The organism is Novosphingobium sp. BL-S-21 (assembly GCF_055521655.1).
On the sequence record NZ_CM145496.1, the window covers coordinates 692,999 to 713,572 of the forward strand.

19 protein-coding genes are annotated in these 20,574 nt (G+C 64.2%); 11 read left to right on the plus strand and 8 right to left on the minus strand.

Annotated elements, in window-relative coordinates; genetic code table 11:
• Positions 1-92 precede the first annotated feature (92 nt).
• Entirely contained in the window at positions 93-314 is a 222-nt protein-coding gene (locus ACZ1J6_RS11650; RefSeq protein WP_132262892.1) for a DUF4170 domain-containing protein, read from the plus strand.
• 106 nt (positions 315-420) lie between these two features.
• On the opposite strand, the gene greA is transcribed toward ACZ1J6_RS11650, so the two are convergent.
• The 4 genes from greA to carA form a co-directional block, all read right to left on the minus strand.
• Entirely contained in the window at positions 421-897 is a 477-nt protein-coding gene (gene greA / locus ACZ1J6_RS11655) for a transcription elongation factor GreA (RefSeq protein WP_132262894.1), read from the minus strand.
• A 130-nt stretch (positions 898-1,027) separates the two neighbouring features.
• The gene (gene carB, locus ACZ1J6_RS11660) at positions 1,028-4,351 is read right to left on the minus strand and encodes a carbamoyl-phosphate synthase large subunit (RefSeq protein WP_431568553.1); all 3,324 of its coding nucleotides are present in this window, start codon (positions 4,349-4,351) and stop codon (positions 1,028-1,030) included.
• A 47-nt stretch (positions 4,352-4,398) separates the two neighbouring features.
• The gene (locus ACZ1J6_RS11665; RefSeq protein WP_132262897.1) at positions 4,399-4,776 is read right to left on the minus strand and encodes a hypothetical protein; all 378 of its coding nucleotides are present in this window, start codon (positions 4,774-4,776) and stop codon (positions 4,399-4,401) included.
• A 166-nt stretch (positions 4,777-4,942) separates the two neighbouring features.
• Positions 4,943-6,109: a glutamine-hydrolyzing carbamoyl-phosphate synthase small subunit gene (carA, locus tag ACZ1J6_RS11670; RefSeq protein WP_431568552.1), complete on the minus strand. Its 1,167-nt coding sequence runs from the start codon at positions 6,107-6,109 to the stop codon at positions 4,943-4,945.
• Positions 6,110-6,272: 163 nt separating this feature from the next.
• Here carA and ACZ1J6_RS11675 point away from each other — a divergent pair, with 163 nt between their 5' ends.
• From ACZ1J6_RS11675 to rpoD, 3 genes are read left to right on the plus strand one after another with little or no spacing between them, the layout of a single operon-like run.
• Positions 6,273-6,725 (plus strand): GatB/YqeY domain-containing protein, encoded by a 453-nt coding sequence (locus tag ACZ1J6_RS11675; RefSeq protein ID WP_431568551.1) that lies wholly within the window; start codon positions 6,273-6,275, stop codon positions 6,723-6,725.
• A gap of 27 nt (positions 6,726-6,752) precedes the next feature.
• A complete protein-coding gene (dnaG, locus tag ACZ1J6_RS11680; RefSeq protein ID WP_431568550.1) occupies positions 6,753-8,648 on the plus strand; it encodes a DNA primase in 1,896 nt (631 codons plus the stop codon).
• A 40-nt stretch (positions 8,649-8,688) separates the two neighbouring features.
• The gene (rpoD, locus tag ACZ1J6_RS11685; protein WP_132262904.1) at positions 8,689-10,707 is read left to right on the plus strand and encodes an RNA polymerase sigma factor RpoD; all 2,019 of its coding nucleotides are present in this window, start codon (positions 8,689-8,691) and stop codon (positions 10,705-10,707) included.
• A 67-nt stretch (positions 10,708-10,774) separates the two neighbouring features.
• Here rpoD and ACZ1J6_RS11690 read toward each other — a convergent pair whose 3' ends face one another.
• Together ACZ1J6_RS11690 and ACZ1J6_RS11695 are read right to left on the minus strand one after the other, a co-directional pair.
• Entirely contained in the window at positions 10,775-11,026 is a 252-nt protein-coding gene (locus tag ACZ1J6_RS11690) for a hypothetical protein (protein ID WP_132262905.1), read from the minus strand.
• Positions 11,027-11,121: 95 nt separating this feature from the next.
• Positions 11,122-12,834 (minus strand): M28 family peptidase, encoded by a 1,713-nt coding sequence (locus ACZ1J6_RS11695; protein ID WP_431567456.1) that lies wholly within the window; start codon positions 12,832-12,834, stop codon positions 11,122-11,124.
• Positions 12,835-13,000: 166 nt separating this feature from the next.
• Here ACZ1J6_RS11695 and rpiB point away from each other — a divergent pair, with 166 nt between their 5' ends.
• From rpiB to ACZ1J6_RS11720, 5 genes are read left to right on the plus strand one after another with little or no spacing between them, the layout of a single operon-like run.
• The gene (gene rpiB, locus ACZ1J6_RS11700) at positions 13,001-13,438 is read left to right on the plus strand and encodes a ribose 5-phosphate isomerase B (protein WP_132262908.1); all 438 of its coding nucleotides are present in this window, start codon (positions 13,001-13,003) and stop codon (positions 13,436-13,438) included.
• A gap of 17 nt (positions 13,439-13,455) precedes the next feature.
• On the plus strand, positions 13,456-14,754 hold the full coding sequence (gene glyA, locus ACZ1J6_RS11705; protein ID WP_431567455.1) for a serine hydroxymethyltransferase: 1,299 nt from the start codon (positions 13,456-13,458) through the stop codon (positions 14,752-14,754).
• A 19-nt stretch (positions 14,755-14,773) separates the two neighbouring features.
• Positions 14,774-14,998 (plus strand): hypothetical protein, encoded by a 225-nt coding sequence (locus ACZ1J6_RS11710; RefSeq protein ID WP_132262912.1) that lies wholly within the window; start codon positions 14,774-14,776, stop codon positions 14,996-14,998.
• 32 nt (positions 14,999-15,030) lie between these two features.
• Positions 15,031-15,519 carry a transcriptional regulator NrdR gene (nrdR, locus tag ACZ1J6_RS11715; protein ID WP_132262913.1) on the plus strand — a complete coding sequence of 163 codons (489 nt, stop codon included), beginning with the start codon at positions 15,031-15,033 and terminating at the stop codon, positions 15,517-15,519.
• On the plus strand, positions 15,512-16,264 hold the full coding sequence (locus tag ACZ1J6_RS11720) for an RNA methyltransferase (protein ID WP_132262915.1): 753 nt from the start codon (positions 15,512-15,514) through the stop codon (positions 16,262-16,264). Before nrdR ends, ACZ1J6_RS11720 begins: the two co-directional genes overlap by 8 nt.
• Before the next feature lie 301 nt (positions 16,265-16,565).
• Here ACZ1J6_RS11720 and ACZ1J6_RS11725 read toward each other — a convergent pair whose 3' ends face one another.
• Positions 16,566-17,705 (minus strand): IS110 family RNA-guided transposase, encoded by a 1,140-nt coding sequence (locus ACZ1J6_RS11725; protein WP_431567454.1) that lies wholly within the window; start codon positions 17,703-17,705, stop codon positions 16,566-16,568.
• A 320-nt stretch (positions 17,706-18,025) separates the two neighbouring features.
• Here ACZ1J6_RS11725 and rpsD point away from each other — a divergent pair, with 320 nt between their 5' ends.
• Together rpsD and ACZ1J6_RS11735 are read left to right on the plus strand one after the other, a co-directional pair.
• Entirely contained in the window at positions 18,026-18,640 is a 615-nt protein-coding gene (gene rpsD / locus ACZ1J6_RS11730) for a 30S ribosomal protein S4 (protein ID WP_021235709.1), read from the plus strand.
• 167 nt (positions 18,641-18,807) lie between these two features.
• Positions 18,808-19,005 carry a hypothetical protein gene (locus ACZ1J6_RS11735; RefSeq protein ID WP_134092953.1) on the plus strand — a complete coding sequence of 66 codons (198 nt, stop codon included), beginning with the start codon at positions 18,808-18,810 and terminating at the stop codon, positions 19,003-19,005.
• Between the two features lie 418 nt (positions 19,006-19,423).
• On the opposite strand, the gene tgt is transcribed toward ACZ1J6_RS11735, so the two are convergent.
• The gene (gene tgt, locus ACZ1J6_RS11740) at positions 19,424-20,560 is read right to left on the minus strand and encodes a tRNA guanosine(34) transglycosylase Tgt (protein ID WP_431567453.1); all 1,137 of its coding nucleotides are present in this window, start codon (positions 20,558-20,560) and stop codon (positions 19,424-19,426) included.
• Between the last annotated feature and the right edge of the window lie 14 nt (positions 20,561-20,574).

Here is a 20,574-nt window from a genome sequence, read left to right on the forward strand (position 1 = left end):
AGAGCGGATCGCCGGTGCGATCCGCTCTTGCCCTGTAACCTGGCAAAACGTATGGGGTCCGCATCTCTCTTCCCACTCACGAAAGCGGTCCCATGCAGAAGCTTCACCTTGTGATGGGCGGCCGGGTCACAGATCCCCGCAGCCTTGAATTCGCCGATCTCAATGAACTCGATCTGGTCGGCGTCTACCCGGACTACGCCTCGGCAGAAGACGCCTGGCGTTCGTCCGCCCAGCGCACGGTCGACGATGCGGAAATGAAGTATGTGATCGTGCACCTGCACCGTCTGCTTCAGCCCGACCAGCCGGAAGCCTGACGAGCGGCAAGCCCTCACGGGGGCTTCACCCGCAAGTCGCGGATAACGAAAAAGGCCGGCATTTCTGCCGGCCTTTTCTTTTGTCTGCAAAACGGAAGATCGGCGCTCAGACGAACTCGATCTTCTGCACCAGATAGAACTTGTCGCCCGCCGGAACGGTGACTTCCACTTCTTCCTCGACCCTGCGGCCGATCAGAGCCTTGCCCAGCGGCGAGTTGTAACTGATGCGACCGACGCGGGCATCGGCTTCATAAGGGCCGACGATCTGGTAGCGCACGGGCTTGTCGTCTTCATCGAGCAGCGTCACAGTCGCGCCGAAGATGATCTTGTCGCTCGAAAGCGTGGCCGGATCGACGATCTGGGCGCGCGTGATCTTGTCTTCCAGATCCGCAATCGTCGCTTCGACCTGGCCCTGACGCTCCTTGGCGGCATGATATTCGGCATTTTCCGAAAGATCGCCGTGCGCGCGCGCTTCCTCGATCGCGTCAACGATCCGGGGGCGCTCTTCGCGCAGCGCCTTGATCTCGGCGGTAAGCTTCTCATACCCTTCCGCGAGCATGGGGAGCTTTTCGATACTGGCCATCAAACACTTCCTTCCTGCTGCCTCCCCGCTCCGCGAAACCAGTCAGGTGAGACTAGTTTCCTGTCCCGTCCCTCAGGGTTTTCCCGGGGACTGGGCCGATCTGCAGCGATGTGGGGAGGCTAGATCGATTTCAGCTATAATAATCCTGCAACGAACGCACTTCAAGCTGGCTCCCGCGCTGTGCAGAAATTGCCTGTGCAGCAGCGACACTGGCAGCCGCTGTCGTGAAGTACGGCACCTTGCCTGTGAGCGCCGAAGCGCGGATCGATTGCGAATCCTTCAGGCTCTGCCAGCCCTCGGTGGTGTTGAAGATCAGCGCGATATCGCCATCGACGATCTTGTCGACGATGTGCGGACGACCTTCCGCCACCTTGTTCACCAGTTCCACCGGCAGACCGGCTTCGCTCAGGTACTTGTGGGTGCCCGACGTGGCGACGATGCGGAAGCCTTCCTTCACCAGCGACTGTACCGCAGGCAGGATCACCGCCTTGTCGCTGTCCTTCACCGAGACGAACACCGTGCCGCTATCGGGCAGGCGCATGCCGGCGCCGAGCTGGGCCTTGAGGAACGCGGTCGGGAAGTCGGCATCGATGCCCATGACTTCGCCGGTCGACTTCATTTCCGGGCTCAGCACCGGATCGACGCCGGGGAAGCGCGCGAAGGGGAACACCGCTTCCTTGACCGCCATGTACGGCAGGTCGCGCTTGAAGGGCGGGAAATCGGCCAGCTTTTCGCCCGCCATGACGCGGCTGGCGATCTTGGCGACCGGCTGACCGAGTGCCTTGGCAACGAAGGGTACCGTACGCGAGGCGCGCGGGTTCACTTCGATAAGGTAGACCTCGCCATCCTTCACCGCGAACTGGATGTTCATAAGGCCGCGCACGCTGAGGCCGAAGGCCAGCGCTTCGGCCTGACGCTCCATCTCGGCAATAATCTCGGCCGGCAGGCTGTAAGGCGGCAGCGAGCAGGCGCTGTCGCCGGAGTGGATGCCCGCTTCCTCGATGTGCTGCATGACGCCGGCCACGACGACCTGGTCGCCGTCGCAAAGCGCGTCGACGTCACATTCGATCGCATCGCGCAGATACTGGTCGATCAGCACCGGGCTGTCGCCCGAAACCTGCACGGCCGTGGTGATGTAGTCGTCAAGCTGCTGCTCGCTGTCGACGATTTCCATCGCGCGGCCGCCGAGCACGTAGCTGGGGCGCATCAGCACCGGATAGCCGATGCGGTTGGCGACGTTCACCGCTTCATCGCGGCTGCGGGCGATGCCGTTGGCCGGCTGCTTCAGGCCCAGCTTGTCGACCAGCGCGGAGAAGCGCTCGCGGTCTTCGGCAAGGTCGATCGCGTCCGGCGAGGTGCCGAGGATCGGGATACCCGCGTCCTCAAGCGCCTGGGCCAGCTTCAGCGGGGTCTGGCCGCCGAACTGCACCAGCACGCCGACCAGTTCGCCGTTCTGCTGCTCTACGCGCAGGATTTCCAGCACGTCTTCGGCGGTCAGCGGCTCGAAGTAGAGGCGGTCGGAGGTGTCGTAGTCGGTCGACACGGTTTCCGGGTTGCAGTTGACCATGATGGTCTCGTAGCCGACTTCGGCAAGCGCGAAGCAGGCGTGGACGCAGCAGTAGTCGAACTCGATGCCCTGGCCGATGCGGTTGGGACCGCCGCCGAGGATTACGATTTTCCGGCGATCCGACGGGTTCGCCTCGTTCTCCGGCTCACCGAAGATCGGCGCTTCGTAGGTCGAATACATGTAGGGCGTGACCGCCTCGAACTCGGCCGCGCAAGAGTCGATGCGCTTGAACACCGGGTGGACGCCCAGCTTCTGGCGCAGCTTGCGCACTTCGTTCTCGCTGGTGGCGCCGGCCATGGCGCGCAGCGCGTCGTGCACGAGGCCCGAGCTCTTCGCCTGGGTTTCGCCCATGCCGCCGGCCACGCCGACCGAGCGCACGGCGAGCGTGGCAAGGCGCTTGTCCGAGAAGCCCATGGCCTTGACGCGGCGCAGGCCCTGCGCATCGATCGGCAGGCCGTGCTTCATGATCTGCGCCTCTTCGGCGACGATCTCTTCGATGTGGCGCAGGAACCACTTGTCGTAGTGCGCGATGGCGTGGATCTCGTCGACCGAGAAGCCTTCGCGGAAGGCCTGGGCCGCCACCAGCAGACGGTCCGGCGTCGCCTTGGAGAGTGCGGCGGTGATCACGTCCCGCCCGGCGCCTTCCAGTTCGACCACGCGGTTGAAACCGTCGAGACCGGTTTCCAGGCCGCGCAGGGCCTTCTGCATCGATTCCTTGATGTTGCGGCCGATCGCCATGACTTCGCCCACCGACTTCATCGCGGTGGTGAGGTCGTTCTTGGCGCCCTTGAACTTCTCGAAAGCGAAGCGCGGGATCTTGGTGACGACGTAGTCGATGGTCGGCTCGAACGCGGCCGGCGTGGCGCCGGTGATCTCGTTCATGATCTCGTCGAGCGTGAAGCCCACGGCCAGCTTCGCCGCGACGCGCGCGATCGGGAAGCCGGTGGCCTTCGAAGCCAGCGCGGACGAGCGCGAGACACGCGGGTTCATCTCGATGACGATCAGGCGGCCATCCTTCGGGTTGACCGCGAACTGCACGTTGGAACCGCCGGTCTCGACGCCGATCTCGCGCAGCACCTCGATCGAGGCGTTGCGCATGATCTGGTATTCCTTGTCGGTCAGCGTCAGCGCCGGGGCCACGGTGATCGAGTCGCCGGTGTGGACGCCCATCGGATCGACGTTCTCGATCGAGCAGATGATGATGCAGTTGTCGTGCTTGTCGCGCACGACTTCCATCTCATACTCCTTCCAGCCGAGCAGCGATTCTTCGATCAGCACTTCGGTGGTGGGAGAGGCATCGAGGCCCGAGCGGACGATCGCCTCGAACTCTGCCTTGTTGTAGGCAATGCCGCCGCCGGTGCCGCCCATCGTGAAGCTGGGACGGATGATCGAAGGCAGGCCGGTGGTTTCCAGCACCGCGAACGCTTCGTCCAGAGTGTGGGCCACGCCCGAGCGCGCCGAGTTCAGCCCGATCTTGTCCATCGCGTCGCGGAAGCGCTGGCGATCCTCGGCCTTGTCGATGGCGTCGGCGTCCGCGCCGATCATCTGCACGCCGAACTTCTCCAGCGTGCCGTCGTTGAACAGCGCCAGCGCGCAGTTCAGCGCGGTCTGCCCGCCCATCGTCGGGAGCACCGCATCCGGGCGCTCCTTCTCGATGATCTTGGCGACCACTTCCGGGGTGATCGGCTCGACATAAGTGGCGTCGGCCATGTCCGGATCGGTCATGATCGTCGCCGGGTTCGAGTTCACCAGGACGACCCGGTAGCCCTCTTCCTTGAGCGCCTTGATCGCCTGGGTCCCCGAATAGTCGAATTCGCAGGCCTGGCCGATGATGATCGGGCCGGCGCCGATGACGAGGATCGAGGAGATGTCTGTGCGCTTGGGCATGGGCTGTCCTGGGGTGTCCTGTGTGTCTTGTATGTCGGACTGGCGGCCTAGGCCACCAGCTCGCCAAACGCCTTGTCCCAGTAATCCGGGCCTTCGGCTTTGGCTTGAAGAATGATCGGGTTGCTGTCCTGCTCCTCGCGGATCACCGCGCGGTATCGGTCAGCCTGGAACTGGTGCATCGAACCGCCGTACTCGCCCTCCGTGGTCGACCAGGCGCCCGTTTCGAGCATCCGGTCGATGAAGACCTTGCCGGCTTCCTTGGCGTGCTTGCGCACTTTGGGGCCGAACTTGCGAACGGCCACCGAGACCTTGTCCTCGAAGATGAGCTGCAGTTCACCGTAAGGGTAGAACCGCGGCGCAACCGTGAGTTCGGCAGCCTGTCCGGCAATATAGTAAGCGATCATGTGGTCGATAAGGTCGGTCATCGTATGGCCCCTTGCCTCTGGTGGGTTCCCGGCACCAAGGCCGGGCTCCCGACTGCATAGGCAAAGGGACATGCCGGGTCGAAAGCTCGCTGGGCCGCACCGGCAATGATCGCCGATGCGGGGTGCGGCACGGATGCCGCCAGAAGAGCCCGACCCGCCAATCCCATCAGGCCAGCATCCCCACGAACTTTTCGAAGAGGTAGAAGCTGTCCTGCGGACCGGGGCTGGCTTCGGGGTGATACTGCACGCCGAAGGCCTTCTTGCCCTTGATCGAGATACCGCAGTTCGAACCGTCGAACAGGGAGACATGCGTCTCCTCCACGTTCTCCGGCAGGGTCTGGTTGTCGACCGCGAAGCCGTGGTTCATCGAGGTGATCTCGACGACGGCGTCATCCAGGCGCTTCACCGGGTGATTGGCGCCGCGATGGCCCTGGTGCATCTTCGAGGTCTTTGCGCCAGCCGCAAGGCCGAGCATCTGATGACCGAGGCAGATGCCGAAGATCGGCACGTCGCGCTCCAGCAGCGAGCGGATCACGGGAACGGCATATTCGCCGGTCGCCGCCGGGTCACCCGGGCCGTTGGAGAGGAACACGCCCGCCGGCTCCAGCGCGAGGATCGCGTCGAGCGAGGTCTCGGCAGGCACCACAGTAACGCGTGCACCGGCCTTCACCAGGTTGCGGAAGATGTTGTCCTTGGCGCCGTAGTCGATGGCGACGACATGCGGGAGAGCGTCGCCCTCCGCCGCACCGAAGCCCTGGCCGAGTTCCCAGGTCGAGCCTTCCCAGCCCTCCTGAATTTCGCGGCTGACGATCTTGGCAAGGTCCATGCCTTCGAGGCCCGGCCATTCCTGGGCGCGCTGGATGAGCGCGGGAATGTCGAACTCGCCGTCCGGGTTATGGGCGACGACGGCGTTGGGTGCGCCTTGCAGGCGGATGCGGCGGGTGAGCGCGCGGGTGTCGACGCCCGAAAGACCGACCTTGCCCTTGAGCGCGAGCCAGTCGCCGAACTCACCGGCAGAGCGGAAGTTCGAGGGCAACGTCACGTCTTCGCGGACGACGCAGGCCACGGCGCCATCGACTCTGGATTCGAGATCCTCGTCGTTGACACCGACATTGCCGATGTGGGGGAACGTGAAAGTGACGATCTGGCCCGCGTAGGACGGGTCGGTCATCACTTCCTGATATCCGGTCATCGCGGTGTTGAAGCAGACTTCGCCGACTGCTTCGCCGACGGCTCCAAAGCCGCGGCCCCAGACCACGTGTCCATCGCTCAGGACGAGAACGCCTGTCGCCCCTTCAGGTTTGGGCGCAAGCGTATATGCGGCGTCGGCCATGGTGGGTCGCTCCGTTTACGGCGTTTCTGACTATGTGTGCTAAGGGCTGCCCGCTAGAGAGGGTTGTGCACCGCGTCAAGGCGCGAGAGGTGCAATTTGGCGCGCGGCTTGCTAGTTTTGCGCCACGACACTTCCCCAAACCTATCAGAACAGCAGGAAAACAATGCTTCGTGATTCGATCAAGGCCGCCCAGATCACCGCGATGAAGACGGGCGACAAGCCGCGTCTCGCCGCCGTGCGCCTCATCCTTGCCAAGATCAAGGACCGCGACATCGAACTGCGCACCGCCGATTCTCTTCCGGACGACGATGCCATGGTGATCGACGTGCTCCAGAAGATGGTGAAGCAGCGCCGCGAATCGATCCAGCTCTTCGAGGAAGGTGGCCGTCCCGAAAAGGCCGCCGACGAGAAGGCCGAACTGGAAGTGATCGAAACCTTCCTGCCCGCGCAGCTCTCCGAGGAAGAGACCAAGGCCCTGATCGAGGCCATCAAGGCCGAAGTCGGTGCCGAGAGCATGAAGGACATGGGCAAGGTCGTCGCCGCGCTGAAGGCGCGCCACGGCACCCAGCTCGACATGGGCAAGGCTTCGGGCTGGGTGAAGGCGGCGCTGGCCTGACCTGATACGAAATCGGGCGGCAGGACCGTGCTTACTCCCCAATGGCTCGACCAACTGCGCACGCGGGTAACGCTGTCTGCGCTGATCGGTCGCTCGACCCGCCTCACGAAGGCGGGGCGCGAGTTCAAGGCCTGCTGCCCGTTTCATAACGAGAAGTCTCCAAGCTTCACCGTCAACGACGAAAAGGGCTTCTATCACTGCTTTGGCTGCGGCGCACATGGAGATGCGATCCGCTGGATGACGGACCATCAGGGCCTGTCGTTCATGGACGCGGTCAAGGAGCTGGCGGCCGAGGCGGGCATGGACGTCCCTGCTCCCGATCCGCGCGCAGCCAAAGCGGCGGAAAAGCGCGATACGCTTCATGACGTGATGGCCGCCGCGCAAGCCTGGTTCGTGCAGAACCTGTCGTCGCCCGGCGGAGAGGCGGCGCGCGCCTATCTCGGCACGCGTGGCTTCGATGCCCATACCCTCCAGCGCTTCGGCTTCGGGTTCGCGCCCGAGGGGCGGCAGGCGATGAAGGAAGCGCTGGGCAAGTTCCCCGAAGCGATGCTGATCGAGGCGGGCCTGCGGATCGAAGTTGAGAACCGCGATCCCTACGACCGCTTCCGCGGCCGCCTCATGCTGCCGATCGAGGACGCGCGCGGCCGCGTCATCGCCTTCGGCGGGCGCATCCTCTCCAAGGAGAAAACGGATGCCCCGAAGTATCTGAACTCCCCGGACACGCCCCTCTTCGACAAGGGCCGCACGCTTTACAACCTCCACCGCGCCGCGCCTGCCGCGCGCCAGTCGGGCCGGATGGTGGTGGTGGAAGGCTACATGGACGTGGTCGCCATGGCGGCCGCCGGGATCGGCGAATGCGTCGCCCCGCTGGGCACGGCGCTGACCGAGCAGCAGATCGAGATGCTCTGGCGCCATGTCGAAATGCCCGTGCTCTGCTTCGACGGCGATGCGGCGGGCCAGCGCGCGGCGATGCGCGCCGTCACCCGCGCCCTGCCCCTGCTCCGCCCTGCCCATTCCCTGCGCATCGTGCGCCTTCCCGAAGGTCTCGACCCGGACGATCTCATCAAACAGCGCGGCGCCCGGGCCATGGAAGAGATTCTCGGCGCGGCCAGAAGCCTGATCGAAGTGCTCTGGGAAGTGGAGCGCGACGCGCAGCCGCTGACCACGCCCGAGGACAAGGCCGGCCTCAAGGCCCGCCTGATGGCGCATGTCGATGCGATTCAGCACCCGGATATCGCCAGCCTCTACCGGCGCGAATTGCAGGATCGCTATTCCGAATTCGCCTTTCCCAAGCGTGAAAGCCGCTGGCAGCAGGGTGGCGGCGGAGGTGGTGGCGGCCAATTCCGTGCAAACCAGCCGCGCGGCGGTCGTGGGAACTTCCAGAACGGCCGCTGGCAACCCCAGGCCGAATCGACCCCCGAATCGCTCGAACGCCTGCGCCGGGCAACCGGCGGAGGCGCGCGGGATGCGCTCTCGGCCGCAGTGCTTGCCGGGCTTATTCAATGGCCTGCGCAGGTTCGCCGCCACGCCGAGGCACTGGCCCGCACCCCCGGGCTCGATCCGCGCTTCGGGTTGCTGCTCGATTGCTGCCAGGCCAGCGGCGCGCTTGAAAGCGACCACCTCGCCACCATATTGGTCGAGAATGGTCTGGAGATTCCCGGCACCGCAGAATACTCGGGATTGCGCTTCGGGTTCCTGAACACCGATACCGGCCCGGACCAGGCGGCAGAGGATCTGGCCCAGGCAATAGACCTCCTGGTAGAGCGTCCGGTTCTGGATGCGGCATTGGCTCAGGCAACGGCAAGGTTCGAAAGCGAGTTGTCTGAAGAGGCATTTGCCGATCAGCAGCGCCTGCTCAAGAGAAAGCTGGAATTTGATAGTCGGCTCAGGCAAATGGCGACAAGACAGGCGGCTTCTTCCTGACGGTATAATCGGGTTGAATGCACGGGGATAACGGCGAAGAATGAGCAAGAACGACAACACCGGCGGCGACGACGGGACCGACGCACCGCTGATCGACCTGAACGAAGGCGCGATCAAGAAGCTGATCGCCCGCGCCAAGCGCCGGGGTGTCATTACTTACGACGAACTGAACGAAGCTCTCCCGCAAGACCAGATGTCCTCCGAACAGATCGAGGACATCATGGCGGCCATCTCCGAAATGGGCATCAACATCGTCGAGAGCGATGAAGATTCCGAAGGCCAGCAGGAAGACGACGACCGCGACAACGAGGAGTCCGATTCGGACGACGTTTCGCCCCGCATGGTGGTCGATACCAAGAAGAAGGAAACGGTCGAGCGCACCGACGACCCCGTGCGCATGTACCTGCGCGAGATGGGCGCCGTCGAACTGCTCAGCCGCGAGGGCGAAATCGCCATCGCCAAGCGGATCGAAGCCGGCCGCGACATGATGATCCTGGGCCTCTGCGAGAGCCCGATCACGTTCCACGCCATCATCCAGTGGTCCGAAGCGCTCAACAACGGCGAGATGCAGCTGCGCGAGATCCTCGATCTCGACGCCATGCTCTCGAAGGAGCCCGCGCCGGAAAGCCTGTCCGAGGACGGTGAAGGCGACGACGACGGCGAGATCAGCGAAAAGACCGCCGGCCCCTCGTTCAAGGACGAGGACGAAGTCGAGGAAGAGTCCGGCGACGAAGTCGACGAGGACGGCAACCCGATCCCCAAGCGCGAAGCCGAGGAAGAGGAAGAGGACAACACCCTCAGCCTCGCCCAGATGGAAGCGGCCCTCAAGCCCGAAGCGCTTGAGAAGTTCATGCTCATCACCGAGCTGTTCCAGGCCTTCGAGCGCCTCCAGTCGGAGCGTCTCGACGCGCTGGCGCTGGGCATCGACTTCCCGGCCGCCAAGGAAGACCAGTACCAGCAGCTGCGCGAAGACCTGACCGCGCAGGTCGAATCGGTGAAGTTCCACGCGACGAAGATCGAATATCTCGTCGACAACCTCTACGCCTTCAACCGCCGCCTCACCACGCTGGGCGGCCAGATGCTGCGCTTGGCGGAGCGTCACAAGGTCAAGCGTGCCGATTTCCTTGAGACTTATGTCGGCCGCGAGCTGGACGACACCTGGCTCACCGACATGGCCAAGAAGGACAAGAAGTGGGCGGCCTTCGCCGAGGCCGAAGTCGATCCGGTCGAGCGCATCCGCGCGGAAGTCTCGGACATCGCCGCCGCCACCGGCATGGCGCTTCCCGAGTTCCGCCGCATCGTCAACATGGTCCAGAAGGGCGAGCGCGAGGCGCGCATCGCCAAGAAGGAAATGGTCGAGGCGAACCTGCGCCTGGTGATCTCGATCGCCAAGAAGTACACGAACCGCGGCCTTCAGTTCCTGGATCTCATCCAGGAGGGCAACATCGGCCTGATGAAGGCGGTCGACAAGTTCGAGTACCGCCGCGGCTACAAGTTCTCGACCTACGCCACCTGGTGGATCCGTCAGGCGATCACGCGTTCGATCGCGGATCAGGCCCGCACGATCCGTATCCCGGTGCACATGATCGAGACGATCAACAAGCTGGTCCGCACCAGCCGCCAGTTCCTTCACGAGCAGGGCCGCGAGCCCACGCCCGAGGAAATGGCCGAGCGCCTGTCCATGCCGCTCGAAAAGGTCCGCAAGGTGATGAAGATCGCCAAGGAGCCGATCTCGCTTGAAACGCCGATCGGCGACGAGGAAGATTCGCACCTCGGCGATTTCATCCAGGATACGAACGCGATCATCCCGGTGGATGCGGCGATCCAGGCGAACCTCAAGGAAACGGTCACCCGCGTCCTTGCCTCGCTGACCCCGCGCGAGGAGCGCGTGCTGCGCATGCGCTTCGGCATCGGCATGAACACCGACCACACCCTTGAGGAAGTCGGCCAGCAGTTCTCGGTTACCCGCGAACGTATCCGCCAGATCGAGGCCAAGGCGCTGCGCAAGCTCAAGCACCCGAGCCGCAGCCGCAAGATGCGCTCGTTCCTCGATCAGTGAAAGCAGCGAAATCTCAGGAAAAAGCCCCGCCGAAGCGGGGCTTTTTTTTCGGTCTTCGTCCGCCGGGCTATCGTCCGCAAGGACGCTGATCGACCACGTCGTAGCCCTTCGCCCGCGCCATGCAGGCATTGTTGAAAGTCTGGCGCTTACCGCGCTTCACCGCGCATACCGGCGCATATTCCCGCGTGCACATCGCCGGTTGCTCAGGGCGCGGCGGAGGCGGCCGATGGGGGCGGTCCGGTCCCGGCATGGTCTCCATGCATCCCGCCATCACCAGAATGCCGGCCATACCCAATGTCGACAGCACAATACGCTTCACGGTCGCTCTCCCTTCTGCGGGTCAAAACCGCCACGAGGCTGCCCGCAGCTTGCGGTAATCGCAAGACTACAGTCTTTCCTCATCCGGAATAACCCTTAGCCCTTCACCCCGAGCTTACGAACCTGGTCGTAGGCCGCCACGCTTGCTGCCGGGGCGTCCCACCGCACCCAGAGCGCGATCCCGATCGCCAGCACCAGCAGCGCCGCGGCCGCCCCTCGCGCCGCCCCTTTCGGCAGCGGCCGCCTTAGCGGCACGAGCACCGGCACCGCCATCAGCAGCGGCACCAGGCAAACCATCGGAACGACCGGCCCCACCGCCTGCATCAGCGAATAGCCCAGGAGCAGCGCATAGCCTGTCACCAGCGCCGCAACGATCACGCTCGCAAGGACCGGGTCGCGCCTGGGCATCGCGCCTCGCAGCAAGGCGACCACACCGCCCAGCAGCAAGGGCACGGTCAGGACATAGGCCGCCGTCGGCGCGAAAACCTGGAACGCCGCTCCGGCCAGCCAGACCGGCAGGACCAGCCCCACTTCGCCCGATGCCGAATCGGGCCGCCGCCAGAGCAACGCCAGCCCCACCGCGAGCGAACCGCACAAGGCCACCACCTGAAGCCTCGGGATCGCCGCCAGCCGGTCGTAATAGTTCACCGGGCCGTCCGCTCCGGACACCAGGTTCAGCGCCCAGAGCAACCCGCCGGTGAGCACGACAAGCGCCAGCATCCGCACTGCCCCGCCCGCCAGCGTCGGAGGATCGAACCGCCGCATGGCCATCATGCCATAGCCCGCGAAAGCCACCGCCAGCATCGCCCAGCCCCACCACGGCGCATAGTGGAACACGAACAGGCCGAAGACATCGAAGAACACGATGTCCGGCGCCCCCCGCGGCAGTTCCGAGGTTTGCGTCAAGGCGCGCGCCAGTCCCAGGGTCTGCTCGCCCATCTGCTGAAGCGCGCCGCGATCAAGGTTCTGCGCAGTCGCCAGCGGCGAGTGATAGAGCCCGGGCCTGCCGATGAAGGCGAAGTTCCAGGCGGCATAGCCGCGCGGCAGGGCGACGCTCAGGTCGGTGTCGTTGGGCAGAATGCTGTAGATGAACGTCGCCAGCGAAGTGCCCGCCGGATGCGGCGCGGAAGCCGCCCAAATCCGCGCCGCTTCGCCGTTCAGCGCAGAAGTCTGGAACAGATTGGCCTTCCCACCGCCCCCGCGGGTCTCCAGATTGACGATCGCGCCGATCCGCCCTGCCTCGCCCGCCTCGGCAAAGAACATCTTCGCCCCGTTCAGCCCGGCTTCCTCGCCATCGGTCAGGATCACCAGCACATCGCGTTTCCGGTCGCGATCGAGCGAAAGCGCGCGCACCGTTTCAAGAATCGAGGCCACACCCGCGCCGTCGTCCGCCGCTGCCGGAGAGCCCCAGACGCTGTCGTAATGGGCCATCAGCGCCACGGCCGGGAGATTCGGCTCCTTGCCGCGCAGCAGCCCCAGCACATTGACCAGCGGAATGCGCTGCGCCTTCGCCCCGCTGCGCCGGTTGAGCGCCGCGCGCGCGCCTTCCGGAAACTGCCCGTCCTGCGTACGCACGGTCAGCCCCAATCCGCCCAGGCGCTGCATCAGATAACCGCGCAAGGCCGCGTGCTCGTCCGAGCCGCTGGGATGCGGCGCGCGGGCAATGCGCTCGATATCGCCCATGGCCCGCATGGCCGAGAATTCCGCGGGCGGCGCGGAAACCGGCGCGGGGCGCGGCGGTGTCGTGCCCAGGATAGCGAGCACGATGGCCAGAAGGATCGCCGCCATCAGCCACTTGCCGTTTTTCATGCGATCCTCCTGAAATTCCGGTAACATTCCCCGCGCACAATGCCACTTCCCTCACGGGGAACCAGTCCCTTTCGAATCCGTTCGCGCGCAAGACTCGCAATGCGACGAAGTCACGACTAAGGGGAGGCGCAACGAATCTCCGCATCAGGACAGGCAGCCCGATCCCATGCGCATTGCGATTGCTTCAGACCACGCCGCCATCGACCTCAAGGCGACCCTGCGTGAATACCTTATCGAGCAAGGCCACGAAGTCGCCGACCTCGGCCCGGACACCGCGGACCGTGTCGACTATCCCGACTACGGCTACAAGCTGGCCTCCGTCGTTGCCGACGGTACGGTCCAGTTCGGCGTCGCGCTTTGCGGCTCGGGCATCGGCATCTCGATTGCCGTGAACCGCGATCCCGCATGCCGCTGCGCGCTCGTATCCGAGCCGCTCTCCGCCGCGCTGGCGCGTGAGCACAATGACGCCAACGTCATCGCCATGGGCGCGCGCCTGACCGGCGAAGACATGGCCAAGGCCTGCCTCGATGCCTTCCTTTCGGCCGAGTTCGGTGGCGGACGCCACGCGGGCCGCGTCGAAAAGCTTTCCAACCCCGTCTTCTGAAACGGAGAAACCCGAACATGACTGTAGATACCGCCATCCGTTCCGCCGGTTTCTTCACTGACGGCGTTGCCCAGAGCGACCCCGCCGTCGCCAAGGCCATCGGCCACGAACTCAGCCGCGAGCGCAAGCAGATCGAACTGATCGCCTCGGAAAACATCGTTTCCAAGGCCGTGCTGGAAGCCCAGGGCTCGGTGCTGACCAACAAGTACGCCGAAGGCTACCCCGGCAAGCGCTACTACCAGGGTTGCGAGCCTTCGGACGAAGTCGAGACGCTCGCCATCGAACGCGCCAAGCAGCTGTTCGACTGCCAGTTCGCTAACGTCCAGCCTCACTCGGGCGCGCAGGCCAACGGCGCGGTTCTCCTCGCCACCGTGAAGCCGGGCGACACCATCATGGGCATGAGCCTCGATGCCGGCGGCCACCTCACCCACGGCGCGCGCGCCGCGCTTTCGGGCAAGTGGTTCAAGGCCGTGCAGTACGGCGTGACCAAGGACACCCACCTGATCGACTACGATGAGGTCGAGGCCCTGGCCAAGGAGCACCAGCCCAAGCTGATCATCGCCGGCGGCTCCGCCTATCCGCGCGTGATCGACTTCAAGCGCATGCGCGAAATCGCCGACGCCGTGGGCGCGCTGTTCCAGGTCGACATGGCGCACTTCGCCGGCCTCGTCGCCGCTGGCCTGCACCCCTCGCCGTTCCCGCACGCGCACATCGCCACCACCACCACGCACAAGACGCTGCGCGGCCCCCGTGGCGGCATGATCCTCACCAATGACGAGGCGCTCGCCAAGAAGATCAACTCGGCAGTGTTCCCCGGCCTTCAGGGCGGCCCGCTGATGCACGTCGTCGCCGCCAAGGCCGTGGCCTTCGGTGAAGCGCTGCGCCCTGAGTTCAAGGACTACGCCGCGCGCGTGATCGAGAACGCCCAGGTACTCGCCGCAACGCTGAAGGAACGCGGCGCAGCGATCGTCTCCGGCGGCACCGACACGCACCTCGCCCTGATCGACCTCTCGCCGCTCGGCGTGACCGGCAAGGACGCGGACGAGGCGCTGGAACGTGCGGGCATCACCTGCAACAAGAACGGCATCCCCTTCGATCCGCTGCCGCCGATGAAGACCAGCGGCATCCGCGTCGGTTCGCCGGCCGGCACCACGCGCGGTTTCGGCCCGGAAGAATTCCGCGAAATCGGCAACATGGTCGCCGACGTGCTCGACGGCCTTGCCAAGTGCGGCGAAGCGGGCGACGCTCAGGTGGAGCAGAACGTGCGTGCGCGCGTTGAAGCGCTGTGCGATCGATTCCCGATCTACGAGGACTGATTTCAGGAGCCCCAGTGCCATGACCGACCCGAACCGCCCCAACGACACCGGTGATTTCATGTCCGACGCCCGCCATGAGCTGGCCGGAATGCTTCAGGATGGCATGGGCCATCCCTCCACCAAGCCGGTCTTGATCTGGGGCGCGGCGGGTGCGGTCGCGGCCGCCGTGCTGCCGTTCGTGTCTATCCCGCTCGGCCTTGCGGTCGGTGCGGGATACCAGTTCTACAAGCGCGTGCGCCCCTGAAAGTCTCTCAAGTTTTGAAAGTAGCTGACTGAATGCGCTGTCCTTTTTGCGCTCACGACGATTCCCAGGTCAAGGACAGCCGCCCGACCGAGGACAATACCGCGATCCGCCGCCGCCGCCAGTGTTCCAGCTGCGGCGCGCGGTTCACCACATTCGAACGCGTGCAGCTTCGCGAAATCACCGTGGTGAAAAGCGACGACACCCGCGAGCCGTTCGACCGCGCGAAGATCGAGCAGTCGGCCACGCTCGCCTGCCGCAAGCGCGGTATCGAGCGCGAGAAGATCGACCAACTGGTCTCCGGCGTGCAGCGCCAGGTCGAGACCCTGGGGGAATCGGAAGTATCCTCGCGCGAGATCGGGGAAATGGTGATGGAAGGCCTGCGCCAGCTCGATTCCGTTGCCTATATCCGCTTCGCCTCGGTCTACCGCGCCTTCAACGAAGCGCGTGACTTCGAGGAATTTGCCGGAACAGTCCGCGATGTCGCGGGTCCGGGCGCCATGGAAGGCAGCAAGAATGACTGACGTGAACAAGCCGGTCGTCGTGCTGGTCCGCCCGCAACTGGGCGAGAACATCGGCAAGGCCGCGCGCGCCATGCTGAATTTCGGCCTCGTGGAAATGCGTCTCGTCTCCCCGCGCGACGGGTGGCCCAATCCCTCGGCCGGTCCGGCTGCGGCAGGCGCCGACGTCGTCCTGGAGCAGGCGGAAGTCTTCGAGACGCTGGCCGAAGCCGTGGCAGACTGCGCCAATGTCTACGCCACCACCGTGCGCAAGCGCGGCGTCACCAAGCCCGTCGTCACCCCCGAGCAGGCCGCGCGTGAAATCCACGCCGCAGCGGAAGCCACCGGCGCCCGCTCGGCCTATGTCTTCGGGCCGGAGCGTTCGGGCCTGGAGACCGAGGACGTCGCGCTCGCCCGCGCGATCCTGACGGTGCCGATCAATCCCGAATTCGCCTCGCTCAACCTGGCGCAGGCGGTAATTCTCTGCGCTTACGAATGGTCGAAGGGCGCCGCGGCGTCCGGCGAACTCGCGCAGCCCACGCAGGAGGAATTGCTTCCCCCTGCCCCGCAAGACGAATTGGAAGGCCTCATCGGCCACTTCGAGCAATTGCTCGAACCCAAGAACTATTTCTGGCCCGAAACGCGTGCGGCGGCCAACCGGCTGACCTTGCGCAATCTTCTCACGAAGCCGGGCTGGAATCACCTCGAAGTGCGCACCCTTCGCGGTGTGCTCTCTGCCCTCGGAAACAAGCGTCGCCCGCGAGATTGATTTATATGTGGCGTCTCGTGTCAAGTGGCGCGCGCAGAACCTGCGGCAGACCTTGTCCGGTTGCCTTTTTCATTCTGTCGAGATCGGCGGGGTTGATCGTCCTCGTGCAGGCGTGCGCCTGGCGCATCAACTTATATCCGGCAGCTCCATGACGGCTTGCCACAATCCTGCATGCACAGCTCAGACGTTCAAGGGGACGGTTTCACACTTTTTGTCGGTGCATTCGCACCAATCATACTCTCGAAGCCCGTCACCCCGCTTTCAGGCCCTGGCCGGGGCCTGAACTCTCAAAGGCTGATTATCAGGCCGCAGCCGCCTTGTCTGGTATCACCAATCCTTCAGGTATGAGGCCAGTTTCGACATAGCGCCACAGCGTGATTGCCAGCTTGCGGGCCATAGCCACCAACATGATCCGGCGCATGCGCGGCGATTGCCCCTGTGTTCGCGCCCTGAACCATTTCGTCAGCGGACTTTCGGGATGTTTTTGCTGCCAGATCCAGGCGATCTCGATGAGGATGCGCCGAGCCCAGCTGTTGCCAGCTTTTGAGATGCCCTGACATTTCGTCGTCGAGCCGCTGTCGTAGGCACTCGGTGTCAGCCCGAGATAGGAACCCAGGTGCGAGCGGCTGCTGAACTGCCGTGAGAAGATTTCCCGCGCCATGATGGCGGCAGTCGTTCCGCCGACTCCGGGGAGCAGGCGAAGCATCTGGCGCTTCTGCTCGATGGCGGGGTCTTGCGCATCAGCCATGTCGCGCTCCTTCTCGACGCAGCGGATTTGCTCTTCGACCAAAGCCAGCCGTGCATATTCACGTTCGAGTTCATGGCGTAGGCGTTCGGGAAGCGATTTACCTTCGGCGGTGACAAGGGAGGCAAAATCAATCCGGGTCGCGCGCAGCTTTGGTTCGATACCCCTGATCCCTTGTCCAAAAAGCAGGCCCTTGATCCGGTTGATGTGGGCTGTGCGCTCGTGGATTAGACGTTGCCGTTCCCGGTGCGATCGGCGCGCATCTTCTTCTTCGACATCGGGAACGCGCACGACAGCACATACATGATGATCGCCCCGGTCAATCGCGATGACGGCCCGGAGCAGCATCAGGGCATCGATGCGATCCGTCTTCACCCTGCGTGCACGACGGTTCACCTGCAGGCTGGCGGGATCCAGTACCCGGCACTCGATCCCTGAACTGGTCAGGCGGCGCGCCAGCCAGAACCCATCGTAGCCCGCCTCATAACAGATCACGATTCTCGGGATCGATCCGGCGACCTTGCGAAGCCGCGTCACCAAGGCATCAAAATCGCCGCCTGGCAGACGATAGATGCTCGGCTTGGGCTGGTCAGGGTGGGCTACGGATATGACCCAACTCTTCTTGCTCAGCTCGATTGCCGCATAAACGGTTTCGCTGGTCGCCGATCGGAAGGCAAGCTCCTGTTCTGTCGTCATGGCCAATCTCCTGAATGACACTGCCGTCAGAATACCGACTCAGACCGGCGGCCTACATAGGATCTTTTTGCCCGGCTGTCGCCGGGTAGCGGCACCGCTGCTGCGGATTGTCCAAAAACGCCATCTCGCTTGACATTCCTGCCCGAGCCCGTATGGGGCACCCCTTCACATGGCGCCTGCCTTCTTGACAGGTCTGTCCATTCGGCCCCGCACCCCGGTGAAGCGGCGGCCGCATTCCGCATATTAGGCGGAATGGTGCGCCCCGGGAAAACATGGACCGCTTCCACCGTGGCAGCGGCAGCAGAAAAGGAGAACGACTTATGTCGAAGCGTAAAAGCGCCAAGTACAAACTCGACCGCCGCATGGGCGAGAACATCTGGGGTCGCCCGAAGAGCTCGGTCAACCGCCGCAGCTACGGCCCTGGCCAGCACGGCCAGCGCCGCAAGGGCAAGCTGTCTGACTACGGTCTGCAGCTCCGCGCCAAGCAGAAGCTCAAGGGCTACTACGGCGACGTGACCGAGAAGCAGTTCAAGGCTACCTACCAGGAAGCCTCGCGCATGAAGGGCGACACCGGCCAGAACCTGATCGGCCTGCTCGAGCAGCGCCTGGACATGGTCGTGTACCGTTCGAAGTTCGCGCCCACCATCTTTGCGGCTCGCCAGATCGTTTCGCACGGCCACATCCGCGTCAACGGCGTGAAGTGCAACATCGCTTCGCGTCGCGTGAAGGTCGGCGACGTCATCAGCCTGGGCAACAAGGCCAAGGAAATGGCGCTGATCATCGAAGCCCAGAACCTGCCCGAGCGTGAAGTCCCCGACTACGTCGCTCAGGACGGCACCGACAAGGTGACCTTCGTTCGCGTTCCCTCGCTGGACGAAGTGCCCTATCCGGTGAAGATGGAACCGAACCTGGTCGTCGAGTTCTACTCGCGCTAAGTTTCGGGCCTATCGGCCAGAAATAGGAAGGGCGGCTCCCTCGCGGAGCCGCCCTTTTTGTTGCCCTGCGCAGTCTTATTTTTGCTGCGCCAAAACGCTGAAAAACCGCGCCGAATCGTTGGTTCTGTCAGGGAACGGACATGGAACTTGTGCATTAGACCTGCATCATGTCCCGATATCGTTTCATCACTCCCAATCGCACTGGCAAATGGTACCCCGACCTCGAAACCGCCAAGCAGTTCGCGGCCGAGATCGGTGCCGGATTCCTCGATTCCAGAACCGGACGCTTTGTGACGTACGTCGGCACCAAGCTAGAGATCGGCGCGCTCCACGAAGATCTGGAAGAAGGATTGGAGCCCGCCTGATCCAGGGCGGTGAGTATGCGGGCCTTTGGGCCTCGCTGACAGCCTTGGATCGGTAGCGCCGGGTTATTCCGGATACTCGAAGCCGCGTCCGCGCGATGCGCCACCAACGCACCGCCGTCTGCCAACGCGATGCGATCTTCGCAAAATGTGATGGCGCCTGCTGATACTATGTCGGTTGCCAAATACACATCGTCGTCGGTTGCCCAATACACATCGTCATTGCGAGCGTAGCGAAGCAATCCAGGGGCGGCTCTACGCGACTCTGGATTGCTTCGCTACGCTCGCAATGACGAAGGATGTGTGGCGGCTTAGGAGAGCGACGAATTGGGCTGGCCTCTTAGGATTAGCCCCGAACATCACCTCCGCCTCGCCCCAAGCTCCCATCATGCCGGAAGGAGACCGGCACGCCCCTTTCAGGCTACCCGTCGCGTCCGCCGAAATAATCGCGGCGGAAATCGGCCGCGAACTGCGCGAAAGTGCCTGCGGCGATGGCCTCGCGCATGCCCTGCATGAGCTGCTGGTAGAACGAGATATTGTGCTCGGTCATCAACATGGCGCCGAGGATCTCGCCGGACTTGACGAGGTGGTAGAGGTAGGCCCGGCTGTAGGTCCCGCAAGTCGGGCACTTGCAGCGCTCGTCCAGCGGATTGTTGTCCTCAGCATGGCGGGCATTGCGCAAGTTCAGCGGGCCGTTCCAAGTGAAGGCCTGGCCATTGCGCCCCGAGCGGCTGGGCAGGACGCAATCGAACATGTCGACCCCGCGCTCCACGGCGCCCACCAGATCGTCTGGCTTGCCCACGCCCATGAGGTAACGCGGGCGGTCGGCGGGAAGCTGGCCCGGTGCGAATTCGAGTGTGGCGAACATCGCCTCCTGCCCTTCGCCCACGGCAAGACCGCCGATGGCATAGCCGTCGAAGCCGATGTCGGTGAGCGCATCGGCGCTCGCCTTGCGCAGACCTTCGTCGAGCGCGCCCTGCTGGATGCCGAACAGCGCCGAATTGGCCGCATGTTCGCCGCCGCTGTCGAAACCGTCGCGGCTGCGCTTCGCCCAGCGCATCGACATTTCCATCGAGCGCGCGATCACGTCGCGCGGCTGGTCGATCTTCGGGCACTCGTCGAAGCACATGACGATATCCGAGCCGAGCAGACGCTGGATCTCCATCGAGCGCTCGGGCGTCAGCAAGTGGCGCGATCCGTCGAGGTGGCTAGCGAAGGTCACGCCGTTCTCCGTGATCTTGCGCAGATCCGAGAGGCTCATGACCTGATAGCCGCCGCTGTCCGTCAGGATCGGGCGATCCCAGTTCATGAACTTGTGCAATCCGCCAAGCCGCGCGACGCGCTCGGCGCCGGGGCGCAGCATGAGGTGGTAGGTATTGCCCAGGATGATGTCGGCGCCGGTGGCGCGCACGTCCTGCGGCTTCATCGCCTTCACGGTGGCAGCGGTACCCACCGGCATGAAGGCGGGCGTGCGGATTTCGCCGCGACGCATCTTGATGACGCCGGTGCGGGCCTTGCCGTCGGTGGCGTGGATGGAGAATTCGAAACGGGGGTTCATGCGCCGCCCGTTAC

What these genes read in the sequence shown, in the direction of transcription:
- ACZ1J6_RS11725 (WP_431567454.1), bottom strand. Translation starts at nt 17,705, where the DNA reads ATGACGACAGAACAGGAGCTTGCCTTCCGATCGGCGACCAGCGAAACC.
- ACZ1J6_RS11735 (WP_134092953.1), top strand. Translation starts at nt 18,808, where the DNA reads ATGTCCCGATATCGTTTCATCACTCCCAATCGCACTGGCAAATGGTAC.
- ACZ1J6_RS11720 (WP_132262915.1), top strand. Translation starts at nt 15,512, where the DNA reads ATGACTGACGTGAACAAGCCGGTCGTCGTGCTGGTCCGCCCGCAACTG.
- ACZ1J6_RS11675 (WP_431568551.1), top strand. Translation starts at nt 6,273, where the DNA reads ATGCTTCGTGATTCGATCAAGGCCGCCCAGATCACCGCGATGAAGACG.
- greA (WP_132262894.1), bottom strand. Translation starts at nt 897, where the DNA reads ATGGCCAGTATCGAAAAGCTCCCCATGCTCGCGGAAGGGTATGAGAAG.
- ACZ1J6_RS11650 (WP_132262892.1), top strand. Translation starts at nt 93, where the DNA reads ATGCAGAAGCTTCACCTTGTGATGGGCGGCCGGGTCACAGATCCCCGC.
- rpiB (WP_132262908.1), top strand. Translation starts at nt 13,001, where the DNA reads ATGCGCATTGCGATTGCTTCAGACCACGCCGCCATCGACCTCAAGGCG.
- rpoD (WP_132262904.1), top strand. Translation starts at nt 8,689, where the DNA reads ATGAGCAAGAACGACAACACCGGCGGCGACGACGGGACCGACGCACCG.
- nrdR (WP_132262913.1), top strand. Translation starts at nt 15,031, where the DNA reads ATGCGCTGTCCTTTTTGCGCTCACGACGATTCCCAGGTCAAGGACAGC.
- carB (WP_431568553.1), bottom strand. Translation starts at nt 4,351, where the DNA reads ATGCCCAAGCGCACAGACATCTCCTCGATCCTCGTCATCGGCGCCGGC.
- ACZ1J6_RS11710 (WP_132262912.1), top strand. Translation starts at nt 14,774, where the DNA reads ATGACCGACCCGAACCGCCCCAACGACACCGGTGATTTCATGTCCGAC.
- carA (WP_431568552.1), bottom strand. Translation starts at nt 6,109, where the DNA reads ATGGCCGACGCCGCATATACGCTTGCGCCCAAACCTGAAGGGGCGACA.
- rpsD (WP_021235709.1), top strand. Translation starts at nt 18,026, where the DNA reads ATGTCGAAGCGTAAAAGCGCCAAGTACAAACTCGACCGCCGCATGGGC.
- ACZ1J6_RS11695 (WP_431567456.1), bottom strand. Translation starts at nt 12,834, where the DNA reads ATGAAAAACGGCAAGTGGCTGATGGCGGCGATCCTTCTGGCCATCGTG.
- tgt (WP_431567453.1), bottom strand. Translation starts at nt 20,560, where the DNA reads ATGAACCCCCGTTTCGAATTCTCCATCCACGCCACCGACGGCAAGGCC.
- glyA (WP_431567455.1), top strand. Translation starts at nt 13,456, where the DNA reads ATGACTGTAGATACCGCCATCCGTTCCGCCGGTTTCTTCACTGACGGC.
- ACZ1J6_RS11665 (WP_132262897.1), bottom strand. Translation starts at nt 4,776, where the DNA reads ATGACCGACCTTATCGACCACATGATCGCTTACTATATTGCCGGACAG.